The organism is Haladaptatus sp. CMAA 1909 (assembly GCF_043952005.1).
Taxonomy (GTDB): domain Archaea; phylum Halobacteriota; class Halobacteria; order Halobacteriales; family Haladaptataceae; genus Haladaptatus.
Window position 1 is genome coordinate 349,237 of record NZ_JBIOAV010000003.1, and the last position, 26,847, is coordinate 376,083.

Genomic DNA, 26,847 nt, shown 5'->3' on the forward strand with positions numbered 1-26,847 from the left:
TCCCGACTCACCCCGCCCCGTCACCTTTTCCGCGACGACCGAACGACACACCGAGAGGAATCCATTACCCCGCACGCTCGGGTGCGGAGCTAACAGCCTTCCGGGGTGTATATCCAGATCATGTTGTCGTTCTCGTGTCCTTCGTTGCTCGTATCCTCGCCGATGATGACCCGTTTGTCCCGCATGACCACGAGGTTGTCCGGATTGGAGATGACGTTCTCCTCCTCGAAGTCGTCCCCGGTCACGAGGTCGGATGCGGCCTTGCCGAGCTTTTTCATCCCGCCACCGGTCGTCCCGTTATCGTCTTCCTCCGTCGGGTTGTACCCGCAATCCGGACAGACGTTGCTCTTCGAATCCGGGCGCGCGTCGTACGGACAGCCGCCGCAGATGTTCGCGTTCGGCCCGCCGACGACCGCGGGTTCCATCCTCGAAACGTCGTAGTCGGCTTCCAGCGGCAGGCGGTAGACCGCACCCCACTCGTCGCCGGCGAGTTGGATGTCCCCCTCCGTGTCGTTCATCGTCTCGCTCGTCTCCGAAATCGACATGTAGAGGAAATCCTCCCCCGGCACGGCTCCGGTGCGGATGTTGAGACCCTCCATTTTGCGGAACTCGTCGGTCGCACCGACGGCCGCGGCCGCCCGTCGGGTTTCGAGGAACGGGACGCGACGGAGTTCGTCGTCGATACAGCCGATTCCGCCGTCCTCGTACTGTTCGGCCCACGCTTCGACTTCGTCCGGCGTGATGTAGAACGGGTTCCCGTTCTCCTCGACGTAGGCGTCGATGTCCGCGAGGCTCGCGTCGTCGTCCAGTTCATCGACCTCCGATCGAATCGCGAGGTAGTCCGCCTGCGTGACGCCATCGTACTCAGCTATCCACGATTCGATTTCGTCGAGGTCGGCGTGGCCGAGCGGTATCCAGTCGAGTTCGAAGCCGACCTCCGCGGGATTGCCGTTCAGTTTGCCTCGTTGGTCCGCCTTGGCGACGTACAGCGTCCCTTTCGAACCGTACTCCGTGACGTCGCCCCGTCCGGCCACGTCCTCGTCGGCGACGAACTTGTAGAAACACTTCCCGGTGCCATCGGAACTCGTGTACGCCGTCCGTTGGTCGGGCATGACCACCGCGACTTCGTGTGCCGCGCGGCCGAACGTCGTCAGTTTCGTGGCCTCCACGTCGGTCACCTCGTCCGCGGTCGGATTCCCCATCGCGACGATGTGGCCGTACCGGTACGGGTTCGCGTACGTGTCGGAGATGAGCGTCGCCGTTCCGTTCTCGGGTACGTCGACTTCCTCACCGTCCCGCGTTCCGCCGAGGTATAACGCCTGTTTCTCGACGCCGTTGAGGCCGAAGCTCCCCTGAACCTCCTCGCTTTCGATGCCGGGGCTGTCGTTGATGGTGGCCGGTTTCGGCCGATTCCAGAACCGGGTGGCCGGGTGCGAGTACTGCTCTTCCGCGCTCATCGGGGTTCCCTCGGGACTGACGCTCCCGAAGCAGTTGATGTTCGTCCCCTCGACGCGGCGGAGGGGTTCGTCGACGTTTTCCGCACCGACGACCTCCCACCCACCGTTGTTCCCGCGCTGACGGAGGTGAAGCCGGGTTATCATCCCCGGTTGCGTCTCGAAGTTCGTGAACAGATACCCCTCGTCCTCCATCTCGTCGTCCGGCACGAAGCCGTTGAAGTCGGGCCAGTACCCGTATTCGGAGTACTCCGACCCTTCGAGGTCGCCGACCGGCGTTCCGTCCGGCGTGGTCGGGATGCCGAGCGACTCGCCGCTGTCGGTTTCCTCGCCGCCCTGTGCGAGAACTTGGTAGCTCCCCCGCGCCAACCGAACGTTCCCCGCCTGTTCCTCGTTTTCCGAGGGTTGTACGCTCGGAAAATCCCGAGGGAGGTCGTTCATATTCACTCCGACGACGGCCCCGATTGTTCCCTCGTTGTATGGGTCGTCGTTCTCGCGGCTCGGGTGTTGGACGTTGAAGAAGAACTGCCCCTCCTCCGTGACGTACAGGCCCGTCACCTCCGCACCGGCGGCGCTCGTCGCGAATCGATGGAGGGTCCCCTCTTCCTCGTCCTCGTGACCGTGTTTCGCCGGGTCTTTCGTCATCGTTCCCGTTCCAGCGTGGCTGAGGAAGGCTGTCGATGCAGTTGCGGCTAGTACCCCTCTGCGGGTGACTTTTTTACCCATATATTCGTGAGGGTTGCAGCAATACATATAATTATTCTAAATAAGGATATATAATATAAACTGACAAGATTTAAATATAATTGACGAAATATCCCCATTCATCGTTTATCCATCCCGGGCACCACGATGATAGTCCGTATCACGACTCTTCGCGACGATGATGGAAGACGTTCGACTCCGGCTCGGTCGTTCTCGAACCAAACATTAAATCACTATCTCAATCTTCAATTCTTAGTATCTAAATTAATAAAATATACTTATCCGACTCAAATCCATATACTGATGGGATGGATGGAGAAAACGATGCGGAGCGGGGACGATCCGATACGGCACCGACTGGAGAGGGCGGAAGTACCAAACGACGAACGTTCCTGAAAGGGTCGATGGCGACCGTCGGCGCGAGCGTCGCGTCCGTGAGTGCTGGCGAGCCCTCCGACGACGGGACCCGCGTGAAGCAAGGGGCGGGGAACGTCGCCACGGCTACCGGCGACGAAATGGTCGCGACGGTTCATCCGCAAGCGACGCGGGTCGGTGCGGACGTCCTCGCCAGCGGCGGCAACGCGGTCGATGCCGCGGTCGCGACACAGTTCGCGCTCAACGTCGTCCAACCGCATAGTTCCGGAATCGGCGGCGGCGGCTTCATGCTTGTTTACTCGGCCGACGAGGACGTCGTGTACGCGGTCGACAACCGCGAACGAGCGCCGCTCGGTGCGACGCCCGAGATGTTCCTCGACGACGACGGGGAGCCGATTCCGTTCGAGAAACGACACACCAGCGGACAGGCGGTCGGCGTCCCCGGAACGCTCCGCGCCTGCGACGTCGCGCTCAAGCGGTTCGGTTCGAAATCGCTGGCGGAACTCATCGACCCCGCGATTTCGCTCGCGTCCGACGCCTGTCCTCGGGTGACGGTCGACGCCCCGCTCGCGGAATCCATCGCCAACAACGCGGACCTGTTCAACGACGCCGCGCGTTCGGTCTTCGCTCCGAACGGCGAGCCGCTTCAGGAGGGGGACCCGCTCGTGCAACCGGATTTGGCGAAGACGTTCCGTCTTATTCGCGACGACGGCATCGGCGCGTTCTATAAGGGCGAAATCGCGGAGGCGACGGCCGAAACTGTGCAGGAAAGCGGCGGCAGTATGACCGTCGACGACCTCGCGGGGTACAACGTGACGATGGACCACCCCGAGCACGTGGAGTTCGGGGACGTGACGGTTCGGACGATGTCGCTGCCGAGTTCCGGCGGGTTGACCATCGGCCAGATTCTGAAGCTCGTCGAACCCTTCGACCTCGGGCAGTACGATTCGCGGTCCTTCGAGCGCTATCACGCGCTCATCGAGGCGTTCCACCTCGCCTACGCGGACCGTGGCGCGTACATGGGCGACAAACTGTTCGTCGACGCGCCGTGGCAAGGACTCCTCGACGACGAGTACGTGAAGCGACGTCGCCGACTCATCTCATTCGACGAGGCCGGACCGGAGCGCTCGCCCGGCGACCCGTGGTCGTTCCAACCCGGAAACCCCTATCGGGTCAGTCCGCTCGGGGATTCCGGGACGAGAGAGCGTCGAGCGACGGACCTCCAGTCCGACAGGGGGCAGACGACGCACTTCACCGTCGCCGACAGCGACGGAAACATGGTCTCGTGGACCAGCACCATCGAGCAGTTCTTCGGGACGAAGATGATGGTGCCCGGCTACGGGTTCATGTTGAACAACGAACTCACTGACTTCGATGCGACTCCCGGCGGGCCGAATGAAGTACAGCCGAACAAGCGACCGCTGAGCAGCACGAGTCCGACCATCGTCTTCCGCGACGGCGACCCGTACATGACGGTCGGCTCACCCGGTGGCAAGACCATCATCACGACCGTCGCACAGGTTCTGCTTAACGTCGTCGAGTACGGAATGAGCCTTCAGTCGGCGATTGCCGCCCCGCGTCTCTACGCCGACGTCGATCCGGCCGTTTACTGGGAGGAAGGCGTCCCTGATGGGGTGCGAAAGAAGTTACGCGCCCGCGGTCACGCGTTGAACGACGACCCCACGCAACTCGGCAACGTGCAGGCGATTCGGGTGCTCGATTCCGGGAAATACCGCGGCGCGGCGGACGGTCGACGGAACGGCGCCGTGTACGACGGGTCGGAATAGTCGGGCATCGGCCGACATGAACGATATTTTTTAGGTAATAATATTAATATTAGATAACTATTAATACTGAAAGTAAGTAACGTACGGTGGCACTTCCGTGCCGTGTTATCAAGTGCACGACGAACGTACTCACGCAACTGAGTTGGACCGCTCGAAAGACATCCCGATTTCGCGACGGCAGTTCGTTCGACTGTCGGCAGCGACGGCCGGTGCGGTGTCGCTCTCGAAAGGCGTCGCCGCCGATTCCACGTCGTCAGCGACGACCGAACTCTACGATTTCGTCCGCGACCACGTCGAGGAGGGATACGAAATTCCGACGCTGGTCGTACTCGACCGACCGGCGTTCGAAGCGCTCGAACCCTACTCGGACGACTACTTCCGAACGACGACTAACCCGGAAACCGCGGCGTGGCTCCGGTTGACGCCGGATGAAGCGAGAGACGTGGCCGAACTCGACGCCGTCGAGACGCTGAAGTACTCGCCGGGGTCGAACCCGTTCTGGCGACTCGGCGACTACGCGAACGGCGTCTTCCCGTCCGTCGACGACAGCGTCGATTACATCGACTACGAACAGATGGTCGACGGAGTTCACCGTCTCGAAGACGAGTACGACGACCGAGTTCGCGTCCGGTCGTGGGGGCGGAGTCCGGGTCACGAGAACCTCTTCGAGGAGACGGCGTCCGACCCGCATGAACTGTGGGTCGTCGAGGTGACGAACGACATCGACCACGAGCGGGCGTTTCGGCGGAAGGAGAAGGTGTTCTTCTCGCTGAGCATCCACGGCGACGAGCGGTCCGGAGCGGAGGCCGGTTCCCGATTCATCGAGCGACTGCTCGAAGGCAACGAGCCGACGGTCGAGGCCATGTTGGACGACGTCGTGTTGCTGTTCGCGTACACGAACCCCGACGGGTTCTCCGCGCGTCGGCAGGAGTATCGCGTCAACGACGACCCAGTGGGCGACTCTGAACCGGAAAACAACTCCTTCAAACGGGTGACGGGGACCGGTGTCGACCCGAACCGCGGCTATCCGACTGTCGGTTGGATCAATCCGTCGTACTATCCCGCCGAGCCAAACGGTCGCGACCTGCGGAACGACAGTCCCGGCGTCGACGAGGACGTTCCGACGTCGCCGAAGGACTACGAGGAGATAGTGCCCGACTCGCTCGACATCGTCGAAGCGCTCCGCGGCTACGACAACCTCAACTACGGGTCAGACCTCCACGGCATGTTCTGGTCGTCGAACTTCATCGAGGGGCTCATCGTGAACGACCAGTACGACCACGGCGAACTCCACGACATCTACGAACTCAACCGGCGGACGAACAGTCGAATCGAAGACGAAATCGGCACCGACCTCGACGACCGCCGCGACCGGTTCGAGGCGCTGAACAGGGAGTACCTGATAGACGGGTACGACGTCCCTCCGGAGGACGTGGACCGGTACGATACCCCTGTACCGGAAGCAGCCTACGAATATGGTACCATCTTCGACACGATTCAGTACACGACCTCGGGGACGCTCATCAGTTGGATGAGCCACCCGGAGGAACAGGGCGGCCTCGGTGTCTCCATGATGGCTCACGAGATGGGCTGGGACAATCGCGTGTTCGACCGAATGGTGTTCCGCCCGTGGTTGGTCGACCTGCAGGTGCGCGGCTTCCAGGAGGCGATTCGAACCGTCACCGAACACGCGGCGACCGAGGTGACGGCGGACATCCAAACCGGAAAGGCGACCACCGCGTACGTCGAAACCGACTCCCTCACGCGACGCTCGAGCGCACTCTCGTTCGAAGCGGCCGATACGACGACGGCCAGCGAATCCGTCGAAGTCAGCAAGGAGTGGACCGCATCGAACGTATCCGTTCCTGACGGAGCGCACGAACTCTCGGTCAGGGTCGATTCACCGAGCGGTCCCGTCCGCTCGAAACTCCGCGACGCAAACGGGAAGGTCGTGCGCTCACACGAATCCGACAGCGAACGCCCACGGCGGACGGTCGAATGGTCGGTTCCATCGCCGTCTTCGGGCGAGTGGACGGTCGAAGTGAAAACGCTCGGCGGCGAACGGAAAAAACGGGTGACCGTCAATCGAGCGGTCGTCGTCGGTACCGACGACGACGTGACCTCCCCCGACCCTGAGTCGGTCTTCGGCTACGAACAGCGGAGCTACAGCGTCTCGCCGCTCGCGTACTTCCGCGATTATGCGGCGTACATGGATGGAACAGACGGTTGGGGTGGTCACCATGGTCATTGGGGCGGCCACGGACACTACGAGCATTGGGGAGGTCATGGACATCACCGCCGTGAGGACGGACACGGTCGTCATGGAGGACACGAACACCACCGCCATGAGGATGGACACGGACGCGGAAGGCGAGGCCGACACGATCACGGGGGGAGAGGGAGACACGGCAACGGCAACCTCACGGGAGCGATGACGGGGTTTACCGTCGAAGACATTAGAGACGGCGCGCTGTTTCGCGGTCGAAGCCACAAACTTTCCGTTGAAAACCTCGTCGTTTCCCACGCGGACGGTGCCGACGACGAGGCATACGTCAGTGAACTCGATCGGTTCGTCTCGAAAGGAGGTAATCTTGTCCTCACCGATACCGGCGTCACCCACCTCGGACTGCTCGACAACGACTTGGCCGCCGGCATTACGGCGGACGACGTTACCACGTTCGAAAGCTCGATTCCGCACTTCGACGCACGGAACGACGACCACCCGCTGTTGACGGGAACGCGGAACGTTCAACGCGAACTGTACAATGTCCCCCCGCTCGGCTATCCGATAGCGAATGCACCCTCGACCGGGGTCGTTCCAACGGCCTTCGAGAACGCCGGTGGAACGGTCGCCGGGATTACCGATGGCCAGCAGCGTCTCGTGACGGCGGGGTCCATCAACCGCGACGACGGCACCGGAATTCACGTTTTAGGGGGAATGATACCACCTGCCTACCAACGCGTGGCACACCCGTTCGGGATGTTAGAGTACACCACGACGTTCCTGAGCCATACCGTCCTCACGAACGCGCTCGGGTTTGAGCAACGTCGGTACGTGAACGGCGAACTTGTCGAAACGTTCGGTACGCTCGATTAAACTGGGATCCTACGTTTCGTCAGGGGTCCGCTTGTCGTTCGAGGCGGTAGCCCCTCGGTCACGTTTTGAGTCTAACCACGGTGTTCAGACGGCCGGTTCAGCGAACCAGATGCGGTCTAGTACTAGACTTTACTTGTCGGCAAAATCAGCTTTGACTTACCAATGTTGGCCCCCGTGTACGAAATTACTGTCAACTGCACAATCACAGGTATTGATATCGTATGCTACCTTATCGCAAGGTGACGATGTCCATTCAAGGTACTGATCAGGAGGTCTGGGAGGACTCAATCGTCCGAGCAGCGGATACTCGTCTCGCTGACCTTCTCCTATCCGAATATTGCTTAAAAATGTTTTCGTGGTTTCTGATCGGCGGTGTATTCGTCGGTTTAGTCGTCGTTCGATTAGTTGGAACGTATCACGTTCCGCTCGGACTGCTCTTCCTCTCGTTTTTAGGGCTGGGATGTTTCCTCGTCGGAATCTATTATCTGACCAAGATACGTATGCCCTCAAAGGACCTCTCAAATCATAACTCGACAGATTGACTTCGTGTTCCTGTTTTGTTTTCGAGGGTGGAATTCAGTATGACTGGAGAGTAATACTAATCTGAAAAACAATATTCTATCCCTTAAAGCCCGAGAATATTTTTGAACACGCTATAACTTTGCCTTCCGACGATTTTCGTGACGTATTTATCAGATCTAAAGGCAAAAAACGTCGGTGTGCCTGGAATATTTGCAGCCTTTGCCACAGAGTAGTCTTCCTTTACTTGTTTTCTATATCTTTTCGACCTTGCCTCGCGAATGATTTTCCGCCCGCTTAACCGTGTGTTGTAGTTAATAAAGGACTCTGTTTTTGAGAGCACATTCCCAGCGTCGAACTGGTCTTGATTATTAAAGTAGAATGCTTTGAGCTTCCAAAACGCTTGTTCATCCCGGGCGTAGGTGGCTTCCAACGCATAGATTGCGTGAGACCCCCACTTATCCACAACAGGAACCGTTCGCGCCACGAAAGAAAGCGTTCCTGAATCGATATGATTTCGCTTGAGCTTTGGATAGGTATTATTCTCGAAGTACACACAATTGGGGCAGGACGGGTCTTCGAAAACGATCAGAGTGGCATCCGTGCTGAATGGCGTCGGTCCTTGAGTAGGTTCATCAAACACCCCTTTCGCAGATGGATGATCCGGTGTCGAGCGAGTATTTGTTGTCGTCGTTCGAATCGAGCTAGTTATTTTTTGCGTAGTCGTTGATTGAGTTGGCTTCGTTGTTTTTTGTTTCGTCGTCGATTGAGGTGTGTTCGTCGATTGCTTGGTTTTTGATTGGATTTTGGTGGTTGTTTCTGGCTCATCTGTAGTTTTAGTCGTAGACTGTACTGTGTTACTGGTTTTCTCATCTGTAGTCGCTTGTGTTGTGCTAGGTGGCTGTTCAGTAGTGGCCTGTGTTGTGCTGGCTGTTTCCGGTTCTGTCGTTGATTGGGTTGTGGTAGTTGTTCTATGTTCTGTTGTCGATTCTGCACTTTGAATGGCCGTAGTCGACGTGGCAGTGTATGTTGTCTTCGTTTTCGGTGAGTTCTGCTTTCCTCCCGTTGTAGTTGTTGACCGAGTAGTGTCTGGAGTGCTAGTCTTATCTGATTGGGAGGTGCAACCAGATAGTAAGAAGCTTGCTGGCAGAATTGTTTTGAGGAGGGTCCGTCTATCCATTACAATTATTGTTGGGTTTAATGTTTTTATAGATGACGGTTAAGATTACAACAATCAACGTAGCTCATCTTACTGGTATATAATTATCATATTCTCTAGCTAACTTCTCCAAACTTCTGTAGAAACGCAGTCACTCATCGTTCACAGTGAAGTACCCATCTTCTCTCCACAATTGAATCCTCTTACAGAATTGCAAGCAAGAATACCACGCTCTCGAGTGCGTGGATGTGACACCGTTTTTGTTCATGTTCACTGTACGGTACTGTCTTCGGTGCTTTCTCCGCGTATCCTATTGTATCGATTCGATGGTTGCCGCATCAAATACGTATGCCCCTCTCGGACACGCGGACTGACACACATACCCAAGTACCTCCGAGTCTCGTCTGTTTTCAGGACAAAATAGGAGTCCGGTCCTGTGGCAGTGCCAGCACCTTGTCGCGGTGCAAACGGTAAACATTCCAACGAACCCTCCCATAATGGGTGTGATGGGCCGGCGTCTGTAGCCGCAGAGAATATCTCGATATATAGTACTCTTGATTGTGCGAGTAGTTATCACCATTCACTATAATTTTATACTGCCATGAAATGGAAAGATATCACACGAGGATGTATCCCCATGATAATTTCATTAGCGTAATCATTTTCGCCGCAGAAGCGTAGTGCAATCGATTGACCCATACGACGGTATCGACGTCGTACCCATCATCACGACAGCCATGATCACAGTTCCGGAAATTTTCACATTCCGTTCGATCATCGTCAAGCACGGGAGTCGGGCGGTGAAGTGAACACCATCCCCTAACTCGATGGTCGGCCGACTCCACGTCAGAGCTCCCAAAAGCGGCGGCTATGAAGACGCCCGGTCGTCCGAAAATCAATCCGGAAATGCCGGCTCTACATCAGGACGTTCCGTTGCCTCAATATCGGTGACGGTGTCGCCATCGGCAGCGAATCTCGAGATTCCCATAGAGTCATCGCTGACGAGTAACGCATCCGCCGAATCGCACGCCTACCAACCTGAAAACAGGTATCCAACTATGAAACAACTACCTACGAGACGATCGCCACACGAACGAACACAGCAGACAGCCACACGGTCATCACTTGGCCGACGAGACTCGATAGATGTGACTGTCGTGGTTCTGCTCGGACTCCCTGTCCTTGCGGTGTACGCACTCATATTGAGTGCTGCTCCCGTCCTTGCTGCGATAGTCGCGGCGTTCACCGGTGTTGTCACGTTCCCGGTTGTTGGTCCCTACGTCGTCATCCGGGTCGTGACCCTTTTGCTCGAATAACCGGACATGTTTCGTTCCCCACCGGGATTGCCGACATCCAAACTCTCTCCGCGCTCGGTCGCAAATTTTTCTATACGTTCTGAATGAAACGGTTCCAACTCCTCCGCGAATCTCCAGTAACGGCCATCATATTTGCGAGTACGCTCGTCGCCGTGATGGGTGTCTCACTCATTAGTCCCGCACTTCCCGCCGTTCAAGACGCGTGGAATATCTCTGAAGCACAAGCCAGTCTGTTGCTCTCGGCGTTCACCCTGCCCGGCGTGTTTCTGACGATTCCGATGGGAGTGCTCGCCGACCGAATCGGCCGCAAGAAGATCCTCATCCCGTCGCTCGTCGTCTTCGGCCTCTGTGGTGCGGGCGTCGTCATGTTCTCGGATTTCGAGACGATACTCGTCCTCCGCGCGGTCCAGGGCGCTGCCAGCAGCGCAATTGCGACGCTTACGGTCACGCTGATTGGCGACCTCTACACCGGCGAAAAGCGACGAACGCTGATCGGAATGAATGCCGCGATTCTTGCGGTCGGTGCCGCCGGCTATCCGCTGCTTGGCGGGGCACTCGCGACGATTTCGTGGACGGCTCCGTTCATCTGTTTTCTCCTCGGAATCGTGGTTGCACTCCCCGGAACCGTCTATCTAGATGAACCGTCCAACTCGGGTGACGGCGCGAGTACCAGCATCCGCGAGTTCGTAACCGGTTCGACGCCGATGAAGCCCTATCTCGTCCTCTACACCGCCATTTTCGGGATCTTCCTCATCCTCTACGGGGCACAACTCACCGTCGTCCCCTTCATCCTCGCCAACTCCTATGGCTACTCGTCGGGAGTTATCGGGCTCCTTCTCGGATTGCCAGCGGTGATGATGGGACTGACGGCAATGCAGGGCGAACGGCTGCTTCGGTCGGTTTCGAGTTTCCAGTCCATCGCACTTGGATTCACCAGTTATGGTATCGGTCTCGTCCTCGTTTCCGTGGCGGATTCGGTGTATATGGTCGCCGGTGCGCTGTTGCTGTTCGGATTGGGACAGGGTCTCGCCGAACCGATAACGGACACGGCACTGAACGAGTTGGCACCGGACGAGTTCCGAGGCAGTATCATGAGCATTCGAACAAGCGTGCTTCGTCTGGGAACTACCGTCGGGCCACCGGTATTTGTCGGATTAGCGGCGCTGGTTGGATACGAGCAAACGCTACTCATCGGTGGCGGTGTGGCTCTCGTCGTCGGCGTCAGTTGGCTGTTAGTCCGAAACACGCGCACCTCGAGAATCGTCGTCTCCGATTGACGCTCAGAGACGGTTTTGTAACCGAAAAAGAAGTCAGTCGACACCCGTCGGCGTCGGAATCTCCGGGGGTTGGTTCACCACGTACTGTTTGAGGAACACGGCGGTGATAATGGCGAACCCGGCGAGGTCAGTCAACAGACCTGGCGCAATGAGAACCACGGCACCGACGATCAGCGCGATTCGTTCGAGGTAGCTCGCGGCCGTATAGAAGTACCCCTGCGTTCCAGCGGACAGCGCGAGGATACCGACGATGGCCGTCGTCGCGCTGATGGCTATCATCGTCGTCGAACCGATGAGCAGGAGCTGTGGTCCGTATACGAACATGTACGGGACGAGGAACCCGGCGGCGGCGAGGTTGAGCGCGGTCAGTCCGGTCTTCCACGGATGTGATTCGGCGATTCCACTCGCGGTGAATACCGCCAGCATGATCGGTGGCGTGATGGCCGAGATGATTCCGAAGTGAACGACCCCCGCGGTCAAGCCGCGGGGCTTCCTGCTTCGACGACGTGCTTTGCATCCACCCGTCCCGAATGACGAGCGAACGCAGGGAGCACAGTCTGCACAGGCGTTGATTCGGACCGTCCCGGCCCTACATGAAGAGATAGTTTGCTGAGTCCCCTATCGAGGATGTTCTTCGCCGCATTCAAGTCCCGGTCTTCGGTGTGACCGCACGCCGGACACGAATGTTCTCGAACCCATAGCGGCTTTGACGTTTCGACACCGCACTGATTGCATTCTTTCGTGGTCCCGCGAGCATCGACGCGAACCACGTGCGTTCCGTGCAACTCGCCTTTGTATTCGAGCAAATCGAGGAACCGAGACCACGAAGCGTCTTGTTTGTTTTTCGCCGATTGACTGGTTTCGAGCATCGGCTTCACGTCCAAGTCTTCGACCGCCACTACGTCGTACGCTTTGACCAGCCACGTCGAAAGCTTGTGCTGAAAGTCGAGCACCTTCCATCGAATGCGTCGTTTTGCACGGGCGACTTTCTGGCGCTGTTTCTCCCAGTTGGCCGACCCGTGTTGCTTGCGGTCGAGCGAGCGCTGTTGGCGGGCGTACTGTTCGTACTCCGATTTCAAGTCCAAACATTCGACCGAAAGGTCCTCGGACGTGTGGATGTACGACTGGATGCCGAGATCCACACCGATACAATCGACGGGGTTGATATCCGCCGAGTCGGGTTTCTCTGGCTTGTCGACATCGATCACGAAACAGGCGAACCATGCACCGGTTCGCTCTTTTTTGAGAACAACTCGTGTTATGTCATTGGTTTCGGGCAAGGCGCGGTGTGCTCGTATCGGTATCTCGCCGATTTTCGAGAGGGTAAGCGTCCCGAAGTCGTGGCCCGTCGTGTGATTGACGTTGAAGCCTTCTGACTGGTACGCTACTGACCGAAACTCGCCCGTACCTTGCCACTTGAGCCGTCCTGTCTTCCGACCGTTCTCGCGGTGCTTTTTGAGCACCTTCTGGTCTTTCTGGATTTGACTCACTGTTTGTTAAGCGGCATGAGCCGACACGTCCGCAAAGGTCGGCCATCGCCGTTTCCACTCGGTGAGTTTTGAGTGTTGGTCGTAAGCACTCGGACGGTCGTTCCGCGGTGCGCGGTAGTAGCCGCGGACGGCGTGATTGCGTATCTGCCGGTGAATTTCGATGTGACGCCACGCTTCACTCGCTACGTCTTCGTCGGGATAGGCGCGACAGCGAAGCGTGACATCCATGTTTCAGTACCCCTCGGCGTCGAGAGCGGATCGAAGCAGGTCGGCGTATGCTCGACGCATACGCACTCCTTTGTCGTCGGCGTAGGCTTTCACCCGTTCCGGTCTTCGTCCGTTATGTCGGCATCTAACCTCATTTGTACCACATCGTGTATGGCACAACATACACATTTGGGTACTATATCTCTTACTCTTGTAATTTTGATACTGACTCAGCGTACGCGATTCACCCTCGGGGTCAAGCCCCGAGGCACTCTCGCTGCGTTTCCTGTAGACTCCACCCGTACCGCCGGTTCCAATGGAGACGAACTGGGTCCCGCCCCCGCCGGAACCGCTGGAATTCTTCGACCCTCCCGATTTCGCGGGTCCGCCGGAACATCCGGCGACCATCGTGGCCGTCGTGATTCCGACGCTCGATGCGAGAAACGTACGCCTGTCTATGCCGCGGCTCTGATTACCGCTACCCATACCAAAGAACCAAATGTGGACATAATAAATCTACTGATCCAACATACTATTATTAAATTCTTATTAATTTCAATACCAATTGCGCGTATATTCTTTCCAAAACGATGTCCACATGGCTGATTGCAGTTCCACGGGTTGTTTCACCCGAGACTATCACGTCGGAACCGAAGTACGGCGCGAAAGTTTCACAAGTCGGTTTCATCGAAACTGTTTACCGAGATATCTTCGAACAGTGTCCTACGATGGTGGTAGATACCGTCCCGCGAGCCGAGTATCGTCCCTTCCAGAACGGACGTCTGGACGCCCGAACGCTTCTCACCGGTGGACGGGTCGAGTGGCGACAGAGTGCGAGTTCGACGGGGGAGCCGTAACGGATGGTCGGCGAAGCTCACCGGCCGTCGACGGAGACCGGTCCCCTCGACGGACTCACCGTTCTCGATGCGTCCCGCGTCCTCGTCGGTCCGTTCTGTACGATGCAGTTGGGGGACCTCGGCGCGGACGTCATCAAAATCGAGCAACCAGGAACCGGCGACCAGACGCGTAAATGGCACCCGCCGACGTACGGCGAGTCGGACCAGAGCGCCTACTACCTCAGCGTGAACCGCAACAAGCGCTCGATGACGCTCAATCTTTCGAGCGAGGCCGGACAGGCACTTTTTCGCGATTTGGCGAGCGAGGCCGACGTCGTCGTCTCGAACTTCCGCGTCGGAACGATGGAAAAGTGGGGACTCGACTATCCGACGCTCCGAGAGGATAACCCCGGCCTCATTTACTGTGCGCTCTCGGGATACGGCGAGTGGGGACCGGACAGGGACCGACCCGCGTACGACCTCATCATGCAGGCCGAAGGCGGTCTGATGAGCATCACCGGCGAAGCGGACGGTCCGCCCGTTCGCGTAGGAGTAGCCATCGCCGATATCGGCGCGGGGATGTACGCGACGCAGGCCATCCTCGCCGCGCTGCTTGAGCGCGAACTCGGCGACGGAGCGGGACAGAAAGTCGACGTTTCGCTCCTCGACAGTCAGGTCGCGTGGATGAGCTACATGGCGTCGAACTACTTCGCGACGGGGACCGCACCCGGCAGGATGGGAAGCAAACATCCAACCCTCGCACCGTATCAGGCGTTTCCGACGGCGGACGGGTACGTCGTCATCGCGGTTCCGTCGCCGAACCTCTGGCCGAAGTTCTGTGCCGCAATCGACCGCGAGGACCTCGTCGACGACGACCGGTTCGACGACAACGCCTCGCGCGTCGAGAACCGCGACGAACTCGATGCGCTCCTCGAACCGACGTTCGCCGAGTTCACCACGAAAGAGGTTCTGGAGACGATGGACGACCACGGCGTCCCGGCGAGCGACGTCAAGGACATGGAAGACGTCTTCGACAATCCCCAAGTGGCCGCGCGAAACATGCAGTGGTCGGTTTCGCATCCGACCGCGGGCGACGTCGAGATGGCGGGAAGCCCGATGCACCTCTCGAAGACGCCGACGGGAGTTCGCGACCATCCGCCGCTCCTCGGCGAACACACGGAGGAAATCCTCCTCGAATACGGCTATACGGAGGCGGACATCGAGCGGTTGTCCGACGAAGGCGTCCTCTGACCGGGCAGTACGCTCCACCCCACCCGAGGACCGTTACGCTTCTCCGACCAACTCGTCGATGATGGCGTTCGCGCTGGCGAGGTTCGTCGCCAGCGGGACGTCGTGAACGTCACAGACTCGCAGGAGCGCGTTGATGTCTGGTTCGTGCGGTTGTGCGGTCAGCGGGTCGCGGAGGAATATCACGGCGTGGCAGTCTCCGGTGGCCACTGCGGCACCGATTATCATGTCCCCGCCGAGCGGCCCGGACTCCTTGGGGTCGACCGGGAGGTCGGTTTTCTCCCTGATTCGCTTCCCGGTCGTTCCGGTCGAGATGCAGTCGACGGACGACAGTTGGTTGATGTTGTTCCGTACGAACTCGACCAGATCGGGTTTCTTCTCGTCGTGTGCGATGAGTGCAATCTGCATGCGTGGGCGTATCACGGGAAATATCTTGAAGATACGGTGTCGCTCGAATCCGTCCGGGTCGAGAGTGGTATTCGAACAATCACTCGGTAGCGCTGTCCACGTATAAAGAATAACGTGGGGCCGCCCCGTTAACCGAATGGCAAATGCCGCTCAACCGCCGCCGACTTCTGAAAGCACTGGGGACGGGTACCGCGGGTTCGTACGTCGCCAGCGGAACCGAAGCGACCACATTCGGCGGGGAGGTACCGGATGCGACATCGCTCCCCGGAGAACGGTCGACCGAAGCGGGTCTTCCGTCGACGCAGACCGCTTGGGGTCGTTCCGTCGCCGTGGGAAACGGGACGATTCGGACCTTCGTGACGCACGCCGGTTTCGAACGGCCGCTCTCCGTCGGCGTCCAGTTCACCGCCGCCACCTTGAGGGGTCTTCCTACGGCACCGACCGACGGGAAGTGGGACATTCCGGACGGGAAAGCGCCGTGTTGCGGTCACGAGACCGTTCTCGAATTTCCGACGTTGGACGTACCGATACCGTTCCGGTGGTTCATGCTAAACTGGAATCCGGCCGGGCATCCGCCGCCGGACGTCTACGCTGTCCCGCACTTCGACTTCCACTTCTACCTGATGCCACGAGCGAAGCGCTCCGAAATCAGGAACGGGAACTGTCCGAGGGCCGAGACCGCGGTCACCTGTGAAACGCTGCGACGCGGGACGGAACCGCTGCCGCCGCGTCAGCGGCCGCCGGACTACGAATCGCTCGGGGCCGTCGAACCGGGAATGGGGAACCATTTGATGGACTTGACGGCCTCGGAGTTCAACGGCGACCCGTTCACCCACACGCTCCTCTGGGGAACCTTCGACGGGGAAGTCATTTTCTTCGAACCGATGATAACGCGGTCGTTCCTTCGTGGTCCCTGCACCGAAACGAGGGTGCCAATCAAGACGCCGCCGACGTTTCCGAACGCGGGTTGGTATCCGACCGTATATGCGATTCGATACTCCAGCACAGACGACGCGTTTTCGGTGAGTCTGGAGTCGTTCCGGTGATTCGACTCCGGGACCGCCGGTCACGATTCGACCGACGAAACGGGGTGTTCCCCGTAGCAAACGTCCGGCATCTATCCGAGCGCGGCGACATCCCGCCGGACTACGCACGAGCGCTGCCGTGTTCCGAACTCCCCGGAAGTCGTCCGGTCGAATACAACCCCGCGAGGAGGAGCACGACGCAACCGACGAGCGACGCGAGCGCGACGAAAACGACGTCGAAGGAATATCCGGCGTCAGTCAACAGTCCGACCGCAGCGGTCCCGTTCGCCTCGACCAACAACGAGACACCGGTGAACGCCGCGTAGACGACGCCGCGATTCTCGTCCGAGAGGGTGTTGAGGAAGTAGGTGTCTAAGGCGGGAAAGAGGCTGTGTATCGCGTATCCGATGGCGACCGAGACGACCGCTACTGCGACCACGCCGCGTGTGGCGGTGAGTACGACTACCGACACGACGAACCCCGTCAGTATCGCCAATATGTAGGGGACTATCGGGAGACGGTCCGCGAGCCGTCCGCCGAACCAAAACGCCGGTAATCCGGCCGCGAACACGACGGTGAGGAGGAGGTTGGCCGTCGTCGTAGAGATCCCCTTCGATGAGTTGAGATAAACGACGTAGAAGTTGAACAACCCTTGCCACATGAACCCCGCAACGCCGACCATCAGGAGGCCGGTTGCAACGAGTCGCCAGTGAGCCCGGACCGCGGACAGAAACGCGCGGTCGGGAGTGGCCTCGTCGGCGATTTGTGACCCTCGAACGACGCTCGCCAGAACGACGCTGAAGACGACGGCACCTGCCGCGAGGAGGACGAACACCGTTTGCCACGAGGCGACCAATAGGACGCCGACCACGATGGTCGGTGCGAGTACCGCCGCCAACTGGGAGGCCGCTCCGTGAATGCCGACCGTTCGTCCGACCGAATCCGGGAACAGTTCCGCGATGAGCGGGACGGCGGCGACGAAGTAGGCCCCGCTAGCAACGCCGAGCGCGAACGTCCCGACTCGAAGCACGGCTAACGAATCCGCGACGGCGATGAGCCCCGACGCACCGGCGAGGAGGACGCCAGTCGCGAGAACAGCCCGGTGACGGGGGACGTGGGTAAGGACGTACCCCATCGGAATCCGTGGGACGGCGGTCCCGAGCCACACCAACGAAATCAACACGCCGATGGTCGCCTGGTCGGTGGAGAAGGCGACTACCAGCGGTTCGAGCAACGGGGCGAAAACGGTTCGCCCGAAGTTCATCAGGAAGACCAACCCACAGAGCGTTCCGAACAGACGGCGTCTCACTATCGACTCGTACCGAGCCAGACGATACAACGGTTGTGGAACGGCTCCGCTCTGTCATCTTCGACACCGTTTTGGGCGGACGTTCCGGACGACACGAAACTGATAGTATATAATAATTAAAAGCTCGGTGGTATGTATCTCAGTCAGTGAGAACCAGTCGGCGAGTATATCATCTCAGACGACGTTCTATACCTCTGATAATGCCGATCAACATTACAAACGTTCTCAAGCAGGGATACAGCCGAACTGTCAAGCGAAACGGTCTCATGCTCATGGGCATCATCTTCGTCATCTCCGTCATCAACGGCGTGTTGGGTGCGGGAGTCGACCGATGGGTAGAGCGACAGGAGTTCACTGCCGCCGGCGTCCAAGCGAACCCAGCAGTACTCGTCCCGCCGCTCGGTGCGGGTCTCGTCTCGGTGGTCCTGAGCATCGCATTGTTAGTCGTGAGTATCGCGGCCATTCGCGTGTTCGTGAGCGACGAAACCGAACGCCTCCCCAAGGAGTTCTTCACCCGAAACATGGTCTGGGCGGCGATCAACGTCTTCGTCGGGATGATCGTCTTCGGCATCATCGTCGCGTTGGGTCTCGTCGCGCTGATCGTCCCGGGCATCTTCCTGCTCGTGACCTTAGCGTTCTGGACCGTCTTCGTGGCCGTCGAGGACCAGAACTTCGTCAAAGCCTTCCGCAGCAGTTGGGGATTGACGAGGGGCTACCGCTTCAACCTCCTCGTGTTGGGCGTCGCGGTGATACTCCTCACGATACTTGTCAACATCGCCTTCGGCTTCGGTGAACTCGCCAGCGGCAGTTTCGTCGGTGATGTCGTCGCCTTGGTGTTCGCGCAGGCCGCGAGCGCCATCACGACGGTCTTCTCGACCGCCGTGCTCGCGAGGGCCTACACCGAACTCAACACTCCCGACGAGGGTGATATCGGTGAGACGACCAGCAATGACGCTCCCGCCGAACGTCCCGCTGCGTGAGACAGCCAGACTTTTCGTATCTTCGACGGGGACACTCTCGACCTGCGAAATCGAGATGCCACATCATTTTCCCGTTCTTCTAGTAAAATAAATGTAATATCGATTGTCACACAACGATTAAGCTATTTGAAAACCATTTATATGGATGACTAAAAACAACACTACAACATCCGGTAGTTCGTTCAGCGTCGTTGCCGTCTTGGCCGTCTTATTTGGACTACTGGTCTTCGGGTACGGTCTCCTGCTCGTTCCGGTATCGGTACTGGGCGGTGCTTGGGTTGCCGCGATAGGCCTCTCACTCCTGCTCGCAGGTGTATTCGCCACCCGGTGGGTCGGCGACCGTTTGGAGCTCTCGGCGGCGGACCAACACACGCTGTCGGTAGCGTTCTCCGTGCTTGCAGTATTCTTACTGGTTGCATACGTGGTCGTCAACTTCGCGTCGTTCGAACTTGGTGGAACCGTCAGTTACTGACCGACGACGTTGCCGTCTTCGGCGACCAGTTGGCCTTCTTTTAGGACGTAGCGAGGCGTGCTATTTTCCACGATTGCCCACTGAGGTGAGGAGGAGTCGTGAACGACGGGGTCCGCGGGGGTCCCTTTTTCGATACCGTATCCCTTCAGACCGAGGAGGTTCGCCCCGTGGTCGGTGACGAGATTCCCTGCCGCGTCGAGTTCTGTCGGAACATCCTCCGCGAGGTCCGACCCGATAGCGAGGATTCTCCCGTCTCCGACGGCGATATCGGCGATGGAGTCACGTTCGGTGAGGTAGGCGTCACGGACGATGATGTCCGCTGTCGTATTCATGCTCTTTGAGGGTCCAGCATCCATGTAACCGTACTGGTGTGACTTACATCGATAGTGAAAGTCGGTTCGTTCGATCCATCGATTCGGTTGTTTCTCACGGCACCGCTCATCCCCCCGCGAAACTGGGAACCTCACCATAATTCCTGTCTCACAGCCACACCCATTATATGACGTGCGCTGATAGGTATTGGCAATGGTTCCGTCGTCTCCTACCATCGGATTCCTACACTGCGGCGAACTCTCCCCCGAGCAGCAGACGGCGTTCGAGTGGGTCACCACCGAATTGGGCGCGGCAGACCGCGTTTCGTTTGCCGACATTCACGACGGCGACACCTTCGCCTCCTATGACGTACTCTGGTGGCACCGCGACGCCCCTGTGGAACACGCTTCGGTGAACGGGTCCGCCGGCGCGTTCGCGGACTATTTCGAGGACGGTGGCACCCTCCTGTTGACCCTTCAGGCGCTGACGGCAGTCGCACCGCTCGACATCGACCCCGTCGCCCCGAATGCCGTGGGCGTCGAACCCGTCGAGGCCCCCGTCGGCCCCCTCTGGAAGTCCCAATACGAGGACCACCCGGCGGTCGCGGCCTTCGACGACATCCGCTTTCACACCCGTGGCGCGGGCGACACGCAGTCGTACGCTCGATACGTCAATCTCCTCCCGGAACGCGCGGACATGTTGGCGGGCACTTTCGAAGGCGATATCGACCGTCCGGGCGAGGTGTCCGTGGTCGAGTGGAAACCCGCAATGGGAACAGTCCTCGGCGTCGGCGCGAACGTCGAGTTCGAGGCGTCGGGCGCGGACGGCGGCCGCGAGACGTTCCTCGCGGGATGTCTGCGGTTCCTCGGTTCGGGTGCCGACGACGGGCTCGTCGCCCGTCCGAAGAGCGCCGCCGACCTCGCCGCGATGCGAAACGACTTCCGCGGCGACCACAACCGCCCGCGGTATCACCTCGCGCCGCCCGGGAACTGGTTGAACGACCCGAACGGTCTCGTCGAGTGGAACGGCACGTACCACGCCTTCTACCAGTACAATCCGGGCGGTCCCTATCACCACACCATCCACTGGGGGCACGCGACGAGCGACGACCTCCTCCACTGGGAGGACCATCCGGTCGCGCTCACGCCCGACCCCGACGGCCCGGACCGCGACGGCTGTTGGTCGGGTTGTACGGTCGATGACGATGGAACGGCCCGCATCCTGTACACGGGCGGCCGCGGCGGCAGGCAACTCCCCTGCCTCGCGACGGCCACCGACGATACGCTCGACGTGTGGACGAAGGACCCAGATAACCCGGTCGTGACGGACGCACCGGTCGAACTCGACGTCCTCTCGACCGAACACTGGGACGCCGAGTTCCGCGACCACTGCGTCTGGCGCGAGAACGGGTCGTGGTATCAGCTCATCGGCTCCGGCATCGACGGCGTCGGCGGGACGGCGCTCCGGTATCGCTCGGACGACCTCACGGAGTGGACCTACCTCGGACCGCTATTGACGGGCAATTGGGACGGTGCGGGTCACATGTGGGAGTGCCCCGAACTCCTCGACCTCGGGGAGAAGCGCCTTCTCCACGTCTCGAACTACGAGCGTGTCCTCTACTTCCTCGGCAGCGTCCGCGACGGACGGTTCGAGCGCGAGACGTCCGGCGTCCTCGATTACGGTGATTTCTACGCGCCACAGACGCTGCAAACATCTTCCGGTCGGCAAATCACGTTCGGCTGGTTGCAGGAGGCGCGCAGCGAGCGCGCACAGTGGGACGCCGGGTGGTCAGGCGCGCTCTCGCTTCCACGCGTCCTCAGCGTCGACGACGGCGAACTCCGGCAGCGACCCGCCGACGAGGTAACGACGCTCCGCGAGGGCCACCACGGATTCGAGTCGCGCGGAATCTCGGACGGCCAGCGGGAAGTCCTTCAGACGCGCGGGCGGGGGCTCGAACTGTCGCTCACCATCGACCTCGGAACCGCCGACGAGGTCGGCGTCGTCCTCCGTGAAACCGTGGACGGCGAGGAGCGAACGCCGCTGCACGTTCGCCGCGACGAACTCATCCTCGAACGCTCGACGTCGAGCCTCCACCCCGAGACGGCCGACGACCCGATACGGATGCCGCTCGACGGTGAGGAACGAATTGACCTCCGAGTGTTCGTCGACGGGTCCATCGTCGAAGTGTTCGCGAGCGAGCGCCACTGCCTCACGGGTCGCATTTATCCGACCCGCGCGGATGCCGACGGCGTGTCGCTCTACGCTGCAGGTGGGGACGCTCGTATCGTACGCCTCGATGCGTGGGAACTCGACGGGTCCGCCGCTCCGTCCGTGGACGTGGGTTCGACGGCCGAGGTGGGCGACGACTGAATTAGTGTCCGTACTCGCCGCCGTCGTCGTCGGTGTCTTCGTCGTCTATCGCACGGTAGCGAACACGGTCCGGCGCGGCCAGCGACTCCGATTCAAGCGGAATCCGGCCGTACTCTAGTTCGCCCCAAATGCGAGTTCGATTCCCAGCGACTTGCAGTCGGAGCGTCGGCGCGTATGTCCCACCGAAGCGTCGGAACTGCTCCGATTCCGGGAGAAACGCGATGTCGTCGAGCGAGAGGCCGTTGAGGTCGAAGTAGTTGAAAAACGACGTGACGAGTATCTCGTCGCCGTGCCCGAAGGCGAGCCACGAGTAAGCCTGAAACGGGGCGTTTTCAGGATTCGCGACGACCAGTCCGGTCTCGTTCAGCGGTTCGTAGGGACCGAAGAGGGAATCCGCGGCGAAGCCGTAGAGCGCGTCGAAACCGCTCAGACCCGGTGCGAACGTGTGCTGGTGGCTTGGTGTGAAGAGGTAATACCGGCCGTTTCGAACGACGACGTGTGGTCGTTCGAGTTCCTGGTTGACTCGTTCACCGTCGAGGAGCGGGTCGAGGACCTCCCAATCGGTCGGGTCGCCCGTCTCCGAGTGGGCGATGCCAATACAGCCGTTGTACGTCCGCTCCGGGTTGGGGTCGTCTATCGGGGTGTTTCCCTCGAAGAGGAGATACGACTCGTCCGTCTCAGGGTCCTCGAAGAACCACGGGTCGCGGAAGGTGTAGATGGGACCGTTCTGGTTCAACGACTGTTCCTGTGTCTGATAGCGTTCGCCGTCAGGTTCTAAGAGGACCGAATGGTCCCATGGTCCATCGATGTGGAGGCCCTCCTCATCCGTCGAAATCGTGCCGCCCGACCCCGCACAGATTCGCTGTTCGTAGGTGAGTTCCGGTTCGTCGCGTCGTCCGGCAGCGGTGTAGTAGGCGTAGACGGTCCCGTCGTCCAGCAGGGCCGACCCGGCCCACTGGCGGGAACCGAACGCCTCTCCTTCGGTGAATATCGGTCCGCCATAGGTCCATCCACGTCCGTCCGACGAGTAGAAGTATCGGATACGCGCCTCGTCGTGACGTTTTCCGGGCAGGAGCGCCGACGACGCAGAGAGCGAGAACGCGACCCGATAGCCGTTTACTTCGGCGAGCGTCCCGTCACGTTCCCGGAGGAACCACGTATCCCAGAGATGATACTCGTCACTGATTTTTCGCTCGGGAGGATAGATTACCGGCGCGGTGGTATTGGGGGTGTGGTGGAGTTGAGCGGCGTGGTCGCGCGTCCATTTGGAGCGCGGTATTCGGCCTTCGTTCGGACGGGACATTCTTACGCGCCTGTTTTTGTTTTGACGACTATAACTTCACCCCCCTCGCGAATCCTTGTCGAACGAAATTTCCCTCGGTCCTACGATGACGGAATGACTTTCGTATCGACCGAAACGCGAACTCAATGCACAAAACAGTGGTAAACGAGTCTCACAATGGGATGGGGTCTCGTACTGTCCGATTAAGTTCACTAATACGGATGGAGTTTAGGCACCTTATTTCCGGGAAACACCAGAATACCGATAGCAAATATCGTTATTTTATCGCCGGGCAACCCTCCCTGAATACGTAGGGTACATCGGTAGAATCGCTTTAGGAGAAAAAGTAGGGAGAATCGGAGTCCGGAATATCGAGCGAGAAACGAGGACAAAATATCGATGGGGACGCCAATCCATCGAAATCAAATGGTACGAAACATTAAACATATGAAAAATACGTCTGATCGGTTCTTTTCGGTATTTCTCCCCACTTCAGTTCTGATTTCAGGCTTCCCCTTCGAGTAATAATGGGCGTGGAACAATAGAACCCCCTCTCGTGTACAGTTGTATGTCCGCAGAAGCAACCGTACTCGATGAAGAGTTCACCGACATGATCAGCTCGTTTTTCGAAGATACCGACTCGGTGCTCATCGTGAATCCCGCACACGATGTCTTTCGAACGATGATGTTGACCGCGTCTTCGTTCGATGGCGATCTCCCCGAGATGCAGGTGCTCGCCACTCCAGACGTCCTCAAAGATTCGTTGGACGACTTCATCCTCGCCAGTCACGTGGCGGATTTGATCGACCGTGGTTCCTTGGAACTCCGGACGACCACCGATATCGCGCGAAGTTCGCTGATCGTCAGCGATGACGAAGTCGTGACCGTCGTCACGTTGGATTCGAAAACGACGGGGATGCGCTCGGCAGATGACGAATTGGTCGAAAACGTGCGGACGACGTTCATGGAAGACTGGGACGATGGGGACGCGTTCAATCTACGAACGCCCCCGCTTTCGCGGGTTCAGGAGACGCTCCGCGAGGAAATCGGTGCCGATGCCGAGGACGACTTCATGATGATAGCCGAGTCGGTCGAAACGATTCCCGGTGAAGACGACGAACTCGACGAAGTCGCCATCGCGTTGTTGGTCGCGGCGAACAACGAGGTGCTACTCTACGATATCAGCAAGTGGGGCGAAGATACGGGAGTGGCGAGTAAGGCAACCTTCTCGCGAACCAAAACCCGGCTCGAGGACCGTGGTTTGATAGAAACCGAGAAAGTCCCCATCGACGTGGGACGCCCGCGACTCCGGTTGGTCTTGGTTCCGGATGACTTGGAGGACGTGGACGAACTCGCCGACAAAGCTTCGGCATAATCTCACCCGATCCCACCTCGGAACGTTTTTTGGCAACAACACCCTCGTGAGTCGTACCGTTCGACATTTTCGGAACTCTTCTACTCCGTCGACTGTGGCCGTCCTTCGGTGTCCATCCTGACGTCGTTCGAACCCGATGTAGGAATGTCATTCGTGTCGACGGCGAGCTTTGTCCGAGAACTACCCGGTAGTGGTCGCTTTAGACGCCGTACCGCTCGTTTGTAAATCGTAGTGAGCTGATTTTTTGAGCTTGGGACCGAATCCTACTTAAACTCCCCACAGGTGTGGGGAGAATGCTTAGCCATTCTCCGAGAATCTTGACTATTGTTATCTCATGACGCATAATCTGGGCGTTGATGTCGGTGAACGTCCCGCCGACATCATCGTGTTCGACGACGAAACACACGAAGTAAACTACCCCACCCTGCTCGCTCGCGGGATACCCCGCTCGCTTCCTGAGGGAGGGGCTTTGATGTGGACCCCCAGCAATCAGTCACCAGCAATGTGCCGGTGACGCTTGCCGTTCACCATCCCACCATTCACACGCACGTCTACTGGTGCGTCTACGCTCCCCGACGTGGGCGAGGAACGTAGTCTGTGCTGTCGCTTTCGAGCATACCGTAGCCCGATGTTTTTCGCCGCGTTGTAGTCCGCATTCACTTCGTAGCCGCACTTCTGGCAGTGGAAGTGTTCACCGTCGCGGTTGTCGCGGTGCGTGAACCCACAGTCCGTCCGAGAACAGCGTTGAGACGTGTGGTTCGGCACCACCTGTTTCGCTTCGACGCCGCGTTCCGGAGCCTTTTACTCGACGTATTCGTAGAGACGACGGAACGCCCAGATGTGATGCCACTTCGCGTGTGGAAGCTGTTCGCGGATATCGGTCAATTCTTCAAACACGATTACGTCGCAGCCGTTCTCGACGGCTTCCGTGACGATTTCGTTGGCCATGGTGTGGATGTACTGCTTTCGCCACGCTTCTTCGTGTTTTCCGAGGCGAAGGAGCGCATCGTGCGCGGCTTGCGTTCCGCGCTGTTGCATCTCACCACGCCGCTTTTCGAACTCATGGCACCAATGGTCGTAGTCATCGCCTTGCCAGAACATACCAGTTGAAGCGACCGCGAGACTGTTAACGCCAAGATCGATACCGAGAACTGTTTGGTGCTCGGTATCTGCCGAAACCTTGGGACCGTCTTCGTCTTCCCCCTCGTACTTTCGTGTGGTGATGTGGAAGTAGAACTCGTCGGTCGCCTTGTCGTATTGAAGCGTACTCGCACGGAACTCGTAGTCTTCCGAGAGAACGTATCGTTCGTAGGGCGTGGGACTACTCGCCGGCAGTTCAAAGTCGCACTCGACACGTCCGTTGACGGTCGAAAGGGAAACACGGTCGCGGTAGAACGTTGCACTTCGCTTGTCGTAGACCATACTCCACGAAGTGAACCCTGGTTGGCTCACTCGTTTGCCTTGTTTCCACCGTTCGACGACGCCTTTCGTCGCTTGCACGGCGCGTCGGATGGCTTCTTGAACGAGATTCGCGGTGAGGTCTGTTTCTGCCCGTAGTTCCGTGTAGAGTGCGTTTCGTGCTGTGTTGTTGGCAGTGATGCAGTTTTTGTAGCTGGTATCGTCCCAACAGAATTCGCTCGCACGGTTTGCACAGTGAAGGAACTGGCGGGCGGATTCGTGGAGGTCGTCGCGCCGCTCGGCAGGAACAGTGAGTTTAACCGCTGCAGTTCGACGCACCTCCATGGTTCAGATTACGACCCAACGGTACTTAAATATAAGGGAGTCGGGTAGCGCCCGTACTGCGGTTGTGTAATCCTGTGTCGGTTTCCTCTCCGGCCTCAAGG

Annotated in this window: 19 protein-coding genes and 2 pseudogenes; 12 read left to right on the plus strand and 9 right to left on the minus strand. The window is 58.9% G+C overall.

The genetic code is table 11. From position 1 onward, the window contains the following. Window positions 1–89: 89 nt before the first annotated feature. Entirely contained in the window at window positions 90–2,180 is a 2,091-nt protein-coding gene (locus ACGYLY_RS23600) for an alkaline phosphatase PhoX (RefSeq protein ID WP_395285215.1), read from the minus strand. A gap of 287 nt (window positions 2,181–2,467) precedes the next feature. Here ACGYLY_RS23600 and ggt point away from each other — a divergent pair, with 287 nt between their 5' ends. Then, window positions 2,468–4,321 (plus strand): gamma-glutamyltransferase, encoded by a 1,854-nt coding sequence (ggt, locus tag ACGYLY_RS23605; RefSeq protein WP_395285216.1) that lies wholly within the window; start codon window positions 2,468–2,470, stop codon window positions 4,319–4,321. A gap of 112 nt (window positions 4,322–4,433) precedes the next feature. After that, the gene (locus tag ACGYLY_RS23610) at window positions 4,434–7,418 is read left to right on the plus strand and encodes a M14 family zinc carboxypeptidase (RefSeq protein WP_395285217.1); all 2,985 of its coding nucleotides are present in this window, start codon (window positions 4,434–4,436) and stop codon (window positions 7,416–7,418) included. A 625-nt stretch (window positions 7,419–8,043) separates the two neighbouring features. Here the strand turns inward: ACGYLY_RS23610 and ACGYLY_RS23615 are convergent. Next, entirely contained in the window at window positions 8,044–9,117 is a 1,074-nt protein-coding gene (locus ACGYLY_RS23615) for a DsbA family protein (RefSeq protein WP_395285218.1), read from the minus strand. 1,127 nt (window positions 9,118–10,244) lie between these two features. On the opposite strand from ACGYLY_RS23615, the gene ACGYLY_RS23620 reads away from it, so the two are divergent. After that, a complete protein-coding gene (locus tag ACGYLY_RS23620; RefSeq protein ID WP_395285219.1) occupies window positions 10,245–10,412 on the plus strand; it encodes a hypothetical protein in 168 nt (55 codons plus the stop codon). Between the two features lie 83 nt (window positions 10,413–10,495). Then, entirely contained in the window at window positions 10,496–11,689 is a 1,194-nt protein-coding gene (locus ACGYLY_RS23625; RefSeq protein ID WP_395285220.1) for an MFS transporter, read from the plus strand. 33 nt (window positions 11,690–11,722) lie between these two features. On the opposite strand, the gene ACGYLY_RS23630 is transcribed toward ACGYLY_RS23625, so the two are convergent. Both ACGYLY_RS23630 and ACGYLY_RS23635 read right to left on the minus strand, forming a co-directional pair. Continuing rightward, the gene (locus ACGYLY_RS23630; protein WP_395285221.1) at window positions 11,723–12,169 is read right to left on the minus strand and encodes a DUF3394 domain-containing protein; all 447 of its coding nucleotides are present in this window, start codon (window positions 12,167–12,169) and stop codon (window positions 11,723–11,725) included. Next, window positions 12,166–13,407 (minus strand): annotated as a pseudogene (locus ACGYLY_RS23635) (RNA-guided endonuclease InsQ/TnpB family protein). The gene ACGYLY_RS23630 and the pseudogene ACGYLY_RS23635 overlap by 4 nt, the downstream one beginning before the upstream one ends. A gap of 295 nt (window positions 13,408–13,702) precedes the next feature. Between ACGYLY_RS23635 and ACGYLY_RS23640 the strand changes: the two are divergent. The 3 genes from ACGYLY_RS23640 to ACGYLY_RS23650 all read left to right on the plus strand — a co-directional run bounded on the left by ACGYLY_RS23640 (window position 13,703) and on the right by ACGYLY_RS23650 (window position 15,473). Continuing rightward, window positions 13,703–13,858: a hypothetical protein gene (locus ACGYLY_RS23640; protein ID WP_395285222.1), complete on the plus strand. Its 156-nt coding sequence runs from the start codon at window positions 13,703–13,705 to the stop codon at window positions 13,856–13,858. A 256-nt stretch (window positions 13,859–14,114) separates the two neighbouring features. Continuing rightward, a complete protein-coding gene (locus tag ACGYLY_RS23645; protein WP_395285223.1) occupies window positions 14,115–14,243 on the plus strand; it encodes a hypothetical protein in 129 nt (42 codons plus the stop codon). A gap of 3 nt (window positions 14,244–14,246) precedes the next feature. After that, window positions 14,247–15,473 carry a CaiB/BaiF CoA transferase family protein gene (locus tag ACGYLY_RS23650; RefSeq protein ID WP_395285224.1) on the plus strand — a complete coding sequence of 409 codons (1,227 nt, stop codon included), beginning with the start codon at window positions 14,247–14,249 and terminating at the stop codon, window positions 15,471–15,473. Window positions 15,474–15,506: 33 nt separating this feature from the next. Here ACGYLY_RS23650 and ACGYLY_RS23655 read toward each other — a convergent pair whose 3' ends face one another. Further along, on the minus strand, window positions 15,507–15,878 hold the full coding sequence (locus tag ACGYLY_RS23655) for a methylglyoxal synthase (RefSeq protein ID WP_395285225.1): 372 nt from the start codon (window positions 15,876–15,878) through the stop codon (window positions 15,507–15,509). Between the two features lie 143 nt (window positions 15,879–16,021). On the opposite strand from ACGYLY_RS23655, the gene ACGYLY_RS23660 reads away from it, so the two are divergent. Beyond that, a complete protein-coding gene (locus tag ACGYLY_RS23660; protein ID WP_395285226.1) occupies window positions 16,022–16,924 on the plus strand; it encodes a hypothetical protein in 903 nt (300 codons plus the stop codon). Between the two features lie 100 nt (window positions 16,925–17,024). Here ACGYLY_RS23660 and ACGYLY_RS23665 read toward each other — a convergent pair whose 3' ends face one another. Continuing rightward, window positions 17,025–18,212, minus strand: a complete 1,188-nt coding sequence (locus ACGYLY_RS23665; RefSeq protein WP_395285227.1) for an MFS transporter — start codon at window positions 18,210–18,212, stop codon at window positions 17,025–17,027. Window positions 18,213–18,412: 200 nt separating this feature from the next. On the opposite strand from ACGYLY_RS23665, the gene ACGYLY_RS23670 reads away from it, so the two are divergent. Both ACGYLY_RS23670 and ACGYLY_RS23675 read left to right on the plus strand, forming a co-directional pair. Continuing rightward, window positions 18,413–19,192, plus strand: a complete 780-nt coding sequence (locus ACGYLY_RS23670) for a hypothetical protein (protein ID WP_395285228.1) — start codon at window positions 18,413–18,415, stop codon at window positions 19,190–19,192. Between the two features lie 145 nt (window positions 19,193–19,337). Continuing rightward, on the plus strand, window positions 19,338–19,664 hold the full coding sequence (locus ACGYLY_RS23675) for a hypothetical protein (RefSeq protein ID WP_395285229.1): 327 nt from the start codon (window positions 19,338–19,340) through the stop codon (window positions 19,662–19,664). Here the strand turns inward: ACGYLY_RS23675 and ACGYLY_RS23680 are convergent. Then, window positions 19,658–19,996: a hypothetical protein gene (locus ACGYLY_RS23680; protein WP_395285230.1), complete on the minus strand. Its 339-nt coding sequence runs from the start codon at window positions 19,994–19,996 to the stop codon at window positions 19,658–19,660. The two genes, ACGYLY_RS23675 and ACGYLY_RS23680, sit on opposite strands and share 7 nt — an antisense overlap. 193 nt (window positions 19,997–20,189) lie before the next feature. Here ACGYLY_RS23680 and ACGYLY_RS23685 point away from each other — a divergent pair, with 193 nt between their 5' ends. Beyond that, complete coding sequence (locus ACGYLY_RS23685) at window positions 20,190–22,346, plus strand: GH32 C-terminal domain-containing protein (protein WP_395285231.1); 2,157 nt, start codon at window positions 20,190–20,192, stop codon at window positions 22,344–22,346. A 1-nt stretch (window position 22,347) separates the two neighbouring features. Here the strand turns inward: ACGYLY_RS23685 and ACGYLY_RS23690 are convergent, their stop codons facing one another. Then, window positions 22,348–23,649: a glycoside hydrolase family 68 protein gene (locus ACGYLY_RS23690; RefSeq protein ID WP_395285232.1), complete on the minus strand. Its 1,302-nt coding sequence runs from the start codon at window positions 23,647–23,649 to the stop codon at window positions 22,348–22,350. 547 nt (window positions 23,650–24,196) lie between these two features. On the opposite strand from ACGYLY_RS23690, the gene tbsP reads away from it, so the two are divergent. Next, window positions 24,197–25,003, plus strand: coding sequence for a transcriptional regulator TbsP (gene tbsP / locus ACGYLY_RS23695; RefSeq protein WP_395285233.1), 807 nt, complete (start codon window positions 24,197–24,199; stop codon window positions 25,001–25,003). Between the two features lie 489 nt (window positions 25,004–25,492). On the opposite strand, the pseudogene ACGYLY_RS23700 reads toward tbsP, so the two are convergent. Then, a pseudogene (locus tag ACGYLY_RS23700) lies at window positions 25,493–26,746 on the minus strand (RNA-guided endonuclease InsQ/TnpB family protein). Between the last annotated feature and the right edge of the window lie 101 nt (window positions 26,747–26,847).

Excerpts from the sequence above, each read along its gene's own strand:
- ggt (WP_395285216.1), top strand. The coding sequence starts at position 2,468 with ATGGATGGAGAAAACGATGCGGAGCGGGGACGATCCGATACGGCACCG.
- ACGYLY_RS23680 (WP_395285230.1), bottom strand. The coding sequence starts at position 19,996 with ATGAATACGACAGCGGACATCATCGTCCGTGACGCCTACCTCACCGAA.
- ACGYLY_RS23660 (WP_395285226.1), top strand. The coding sequence starts at position 16,022 with ATGCCGCTCAACCGCCGCCGACTTCTGAAAGCACTGGGGACGGGTACC.
- ACGYLY_RS23650 (WP_395285224.1), top strand. The coding sequence starts at position 14,247 with ATGGTCGGCGAAGCTCACCGGCCGTCGACGGAGACCGGTCCCCTCGAC.
- ACGYLY_RS23685 (WP_395285231.1), top strand. The coding sequence starts at position 20,190 with ATGGTTCCGTCGTCTCCTACCATCGGATTCCTACACTGCGGCGAACTC.
- ACGYLY_RS23645 (WP_395285223.1), top strand. The coding sequence starts at position 14,115 with ATGGTGGTAGATACCGTCCCGCGAGCCGAGTATCGTCCCTTCCAGAAC.
- ACGYLY_RS23625 (WP_395285220.1), top strand. The coding sequence starts at position 10,496 with ATGAAACGGTTCCAACTCCTCCGCGAATCTCCAGTAACGGCCATCATA.
- ACGYLY_RS23640 (WP_395285222.1), top strand. The coding sequence starts at position 13,703 with ATGGAGACGAACTGGGTCCCGCCCCCGCCGGAACCGCTGGAATTCTTC.
- ACGYLY_RS23675 (WP_395285229.1), top strand. The coding sequence starts at position 19,338 with ATGACTAAAAACAACACTACAACATCCGGTAGTTCGTTCAGCGTCGTT.
- ACGYLY_RS23600 (WP_395285215.1), bottom strand. The coding sequence starts at position 2,180 with ATGGGTAAAAAAGTCACCCGCAGAGGGGTACTAGCCGCAACTGCATCG.
- tbsP (WP_395285233.1), top strand. The coding sequence starts at position 24,197 with ATGTCCGCAGAAGCAACCGTACTCGATGAAGAGTTCACCGACATGATC.
- ACGYLY_RS23690 (WP_395285232.1), bottom strand. The coding sequence starts at position 23,649 with ATGTCCCGTCCGAACGAAGGCCGAATACCGCGCTCCAAATGGACGCGC.
- ACGYLY_RS23655 (WP_395285225.1), bottom strand. The coding sequence starts at position 15,878 with ATGCAGATTGCACTCATCGCACACGACGAGAAGAAACCCGATCTGGTC.
- ACGYLY_RS23670 (WP_395285228.1), top strand. The coding sequence starts at position 18,413 with ATGCCGATCAACATTACAAACGTTCTCAAGCAGGGATACAGCCGAACT.
- ACGYLY_RS23615 (WP_395285218.1), bottom strand. The coding sequence starts at position 9,117 with ATGGATAGACGGACCCTCCTCAAAACAATTCTGCCAGCAAGCTTCTTA.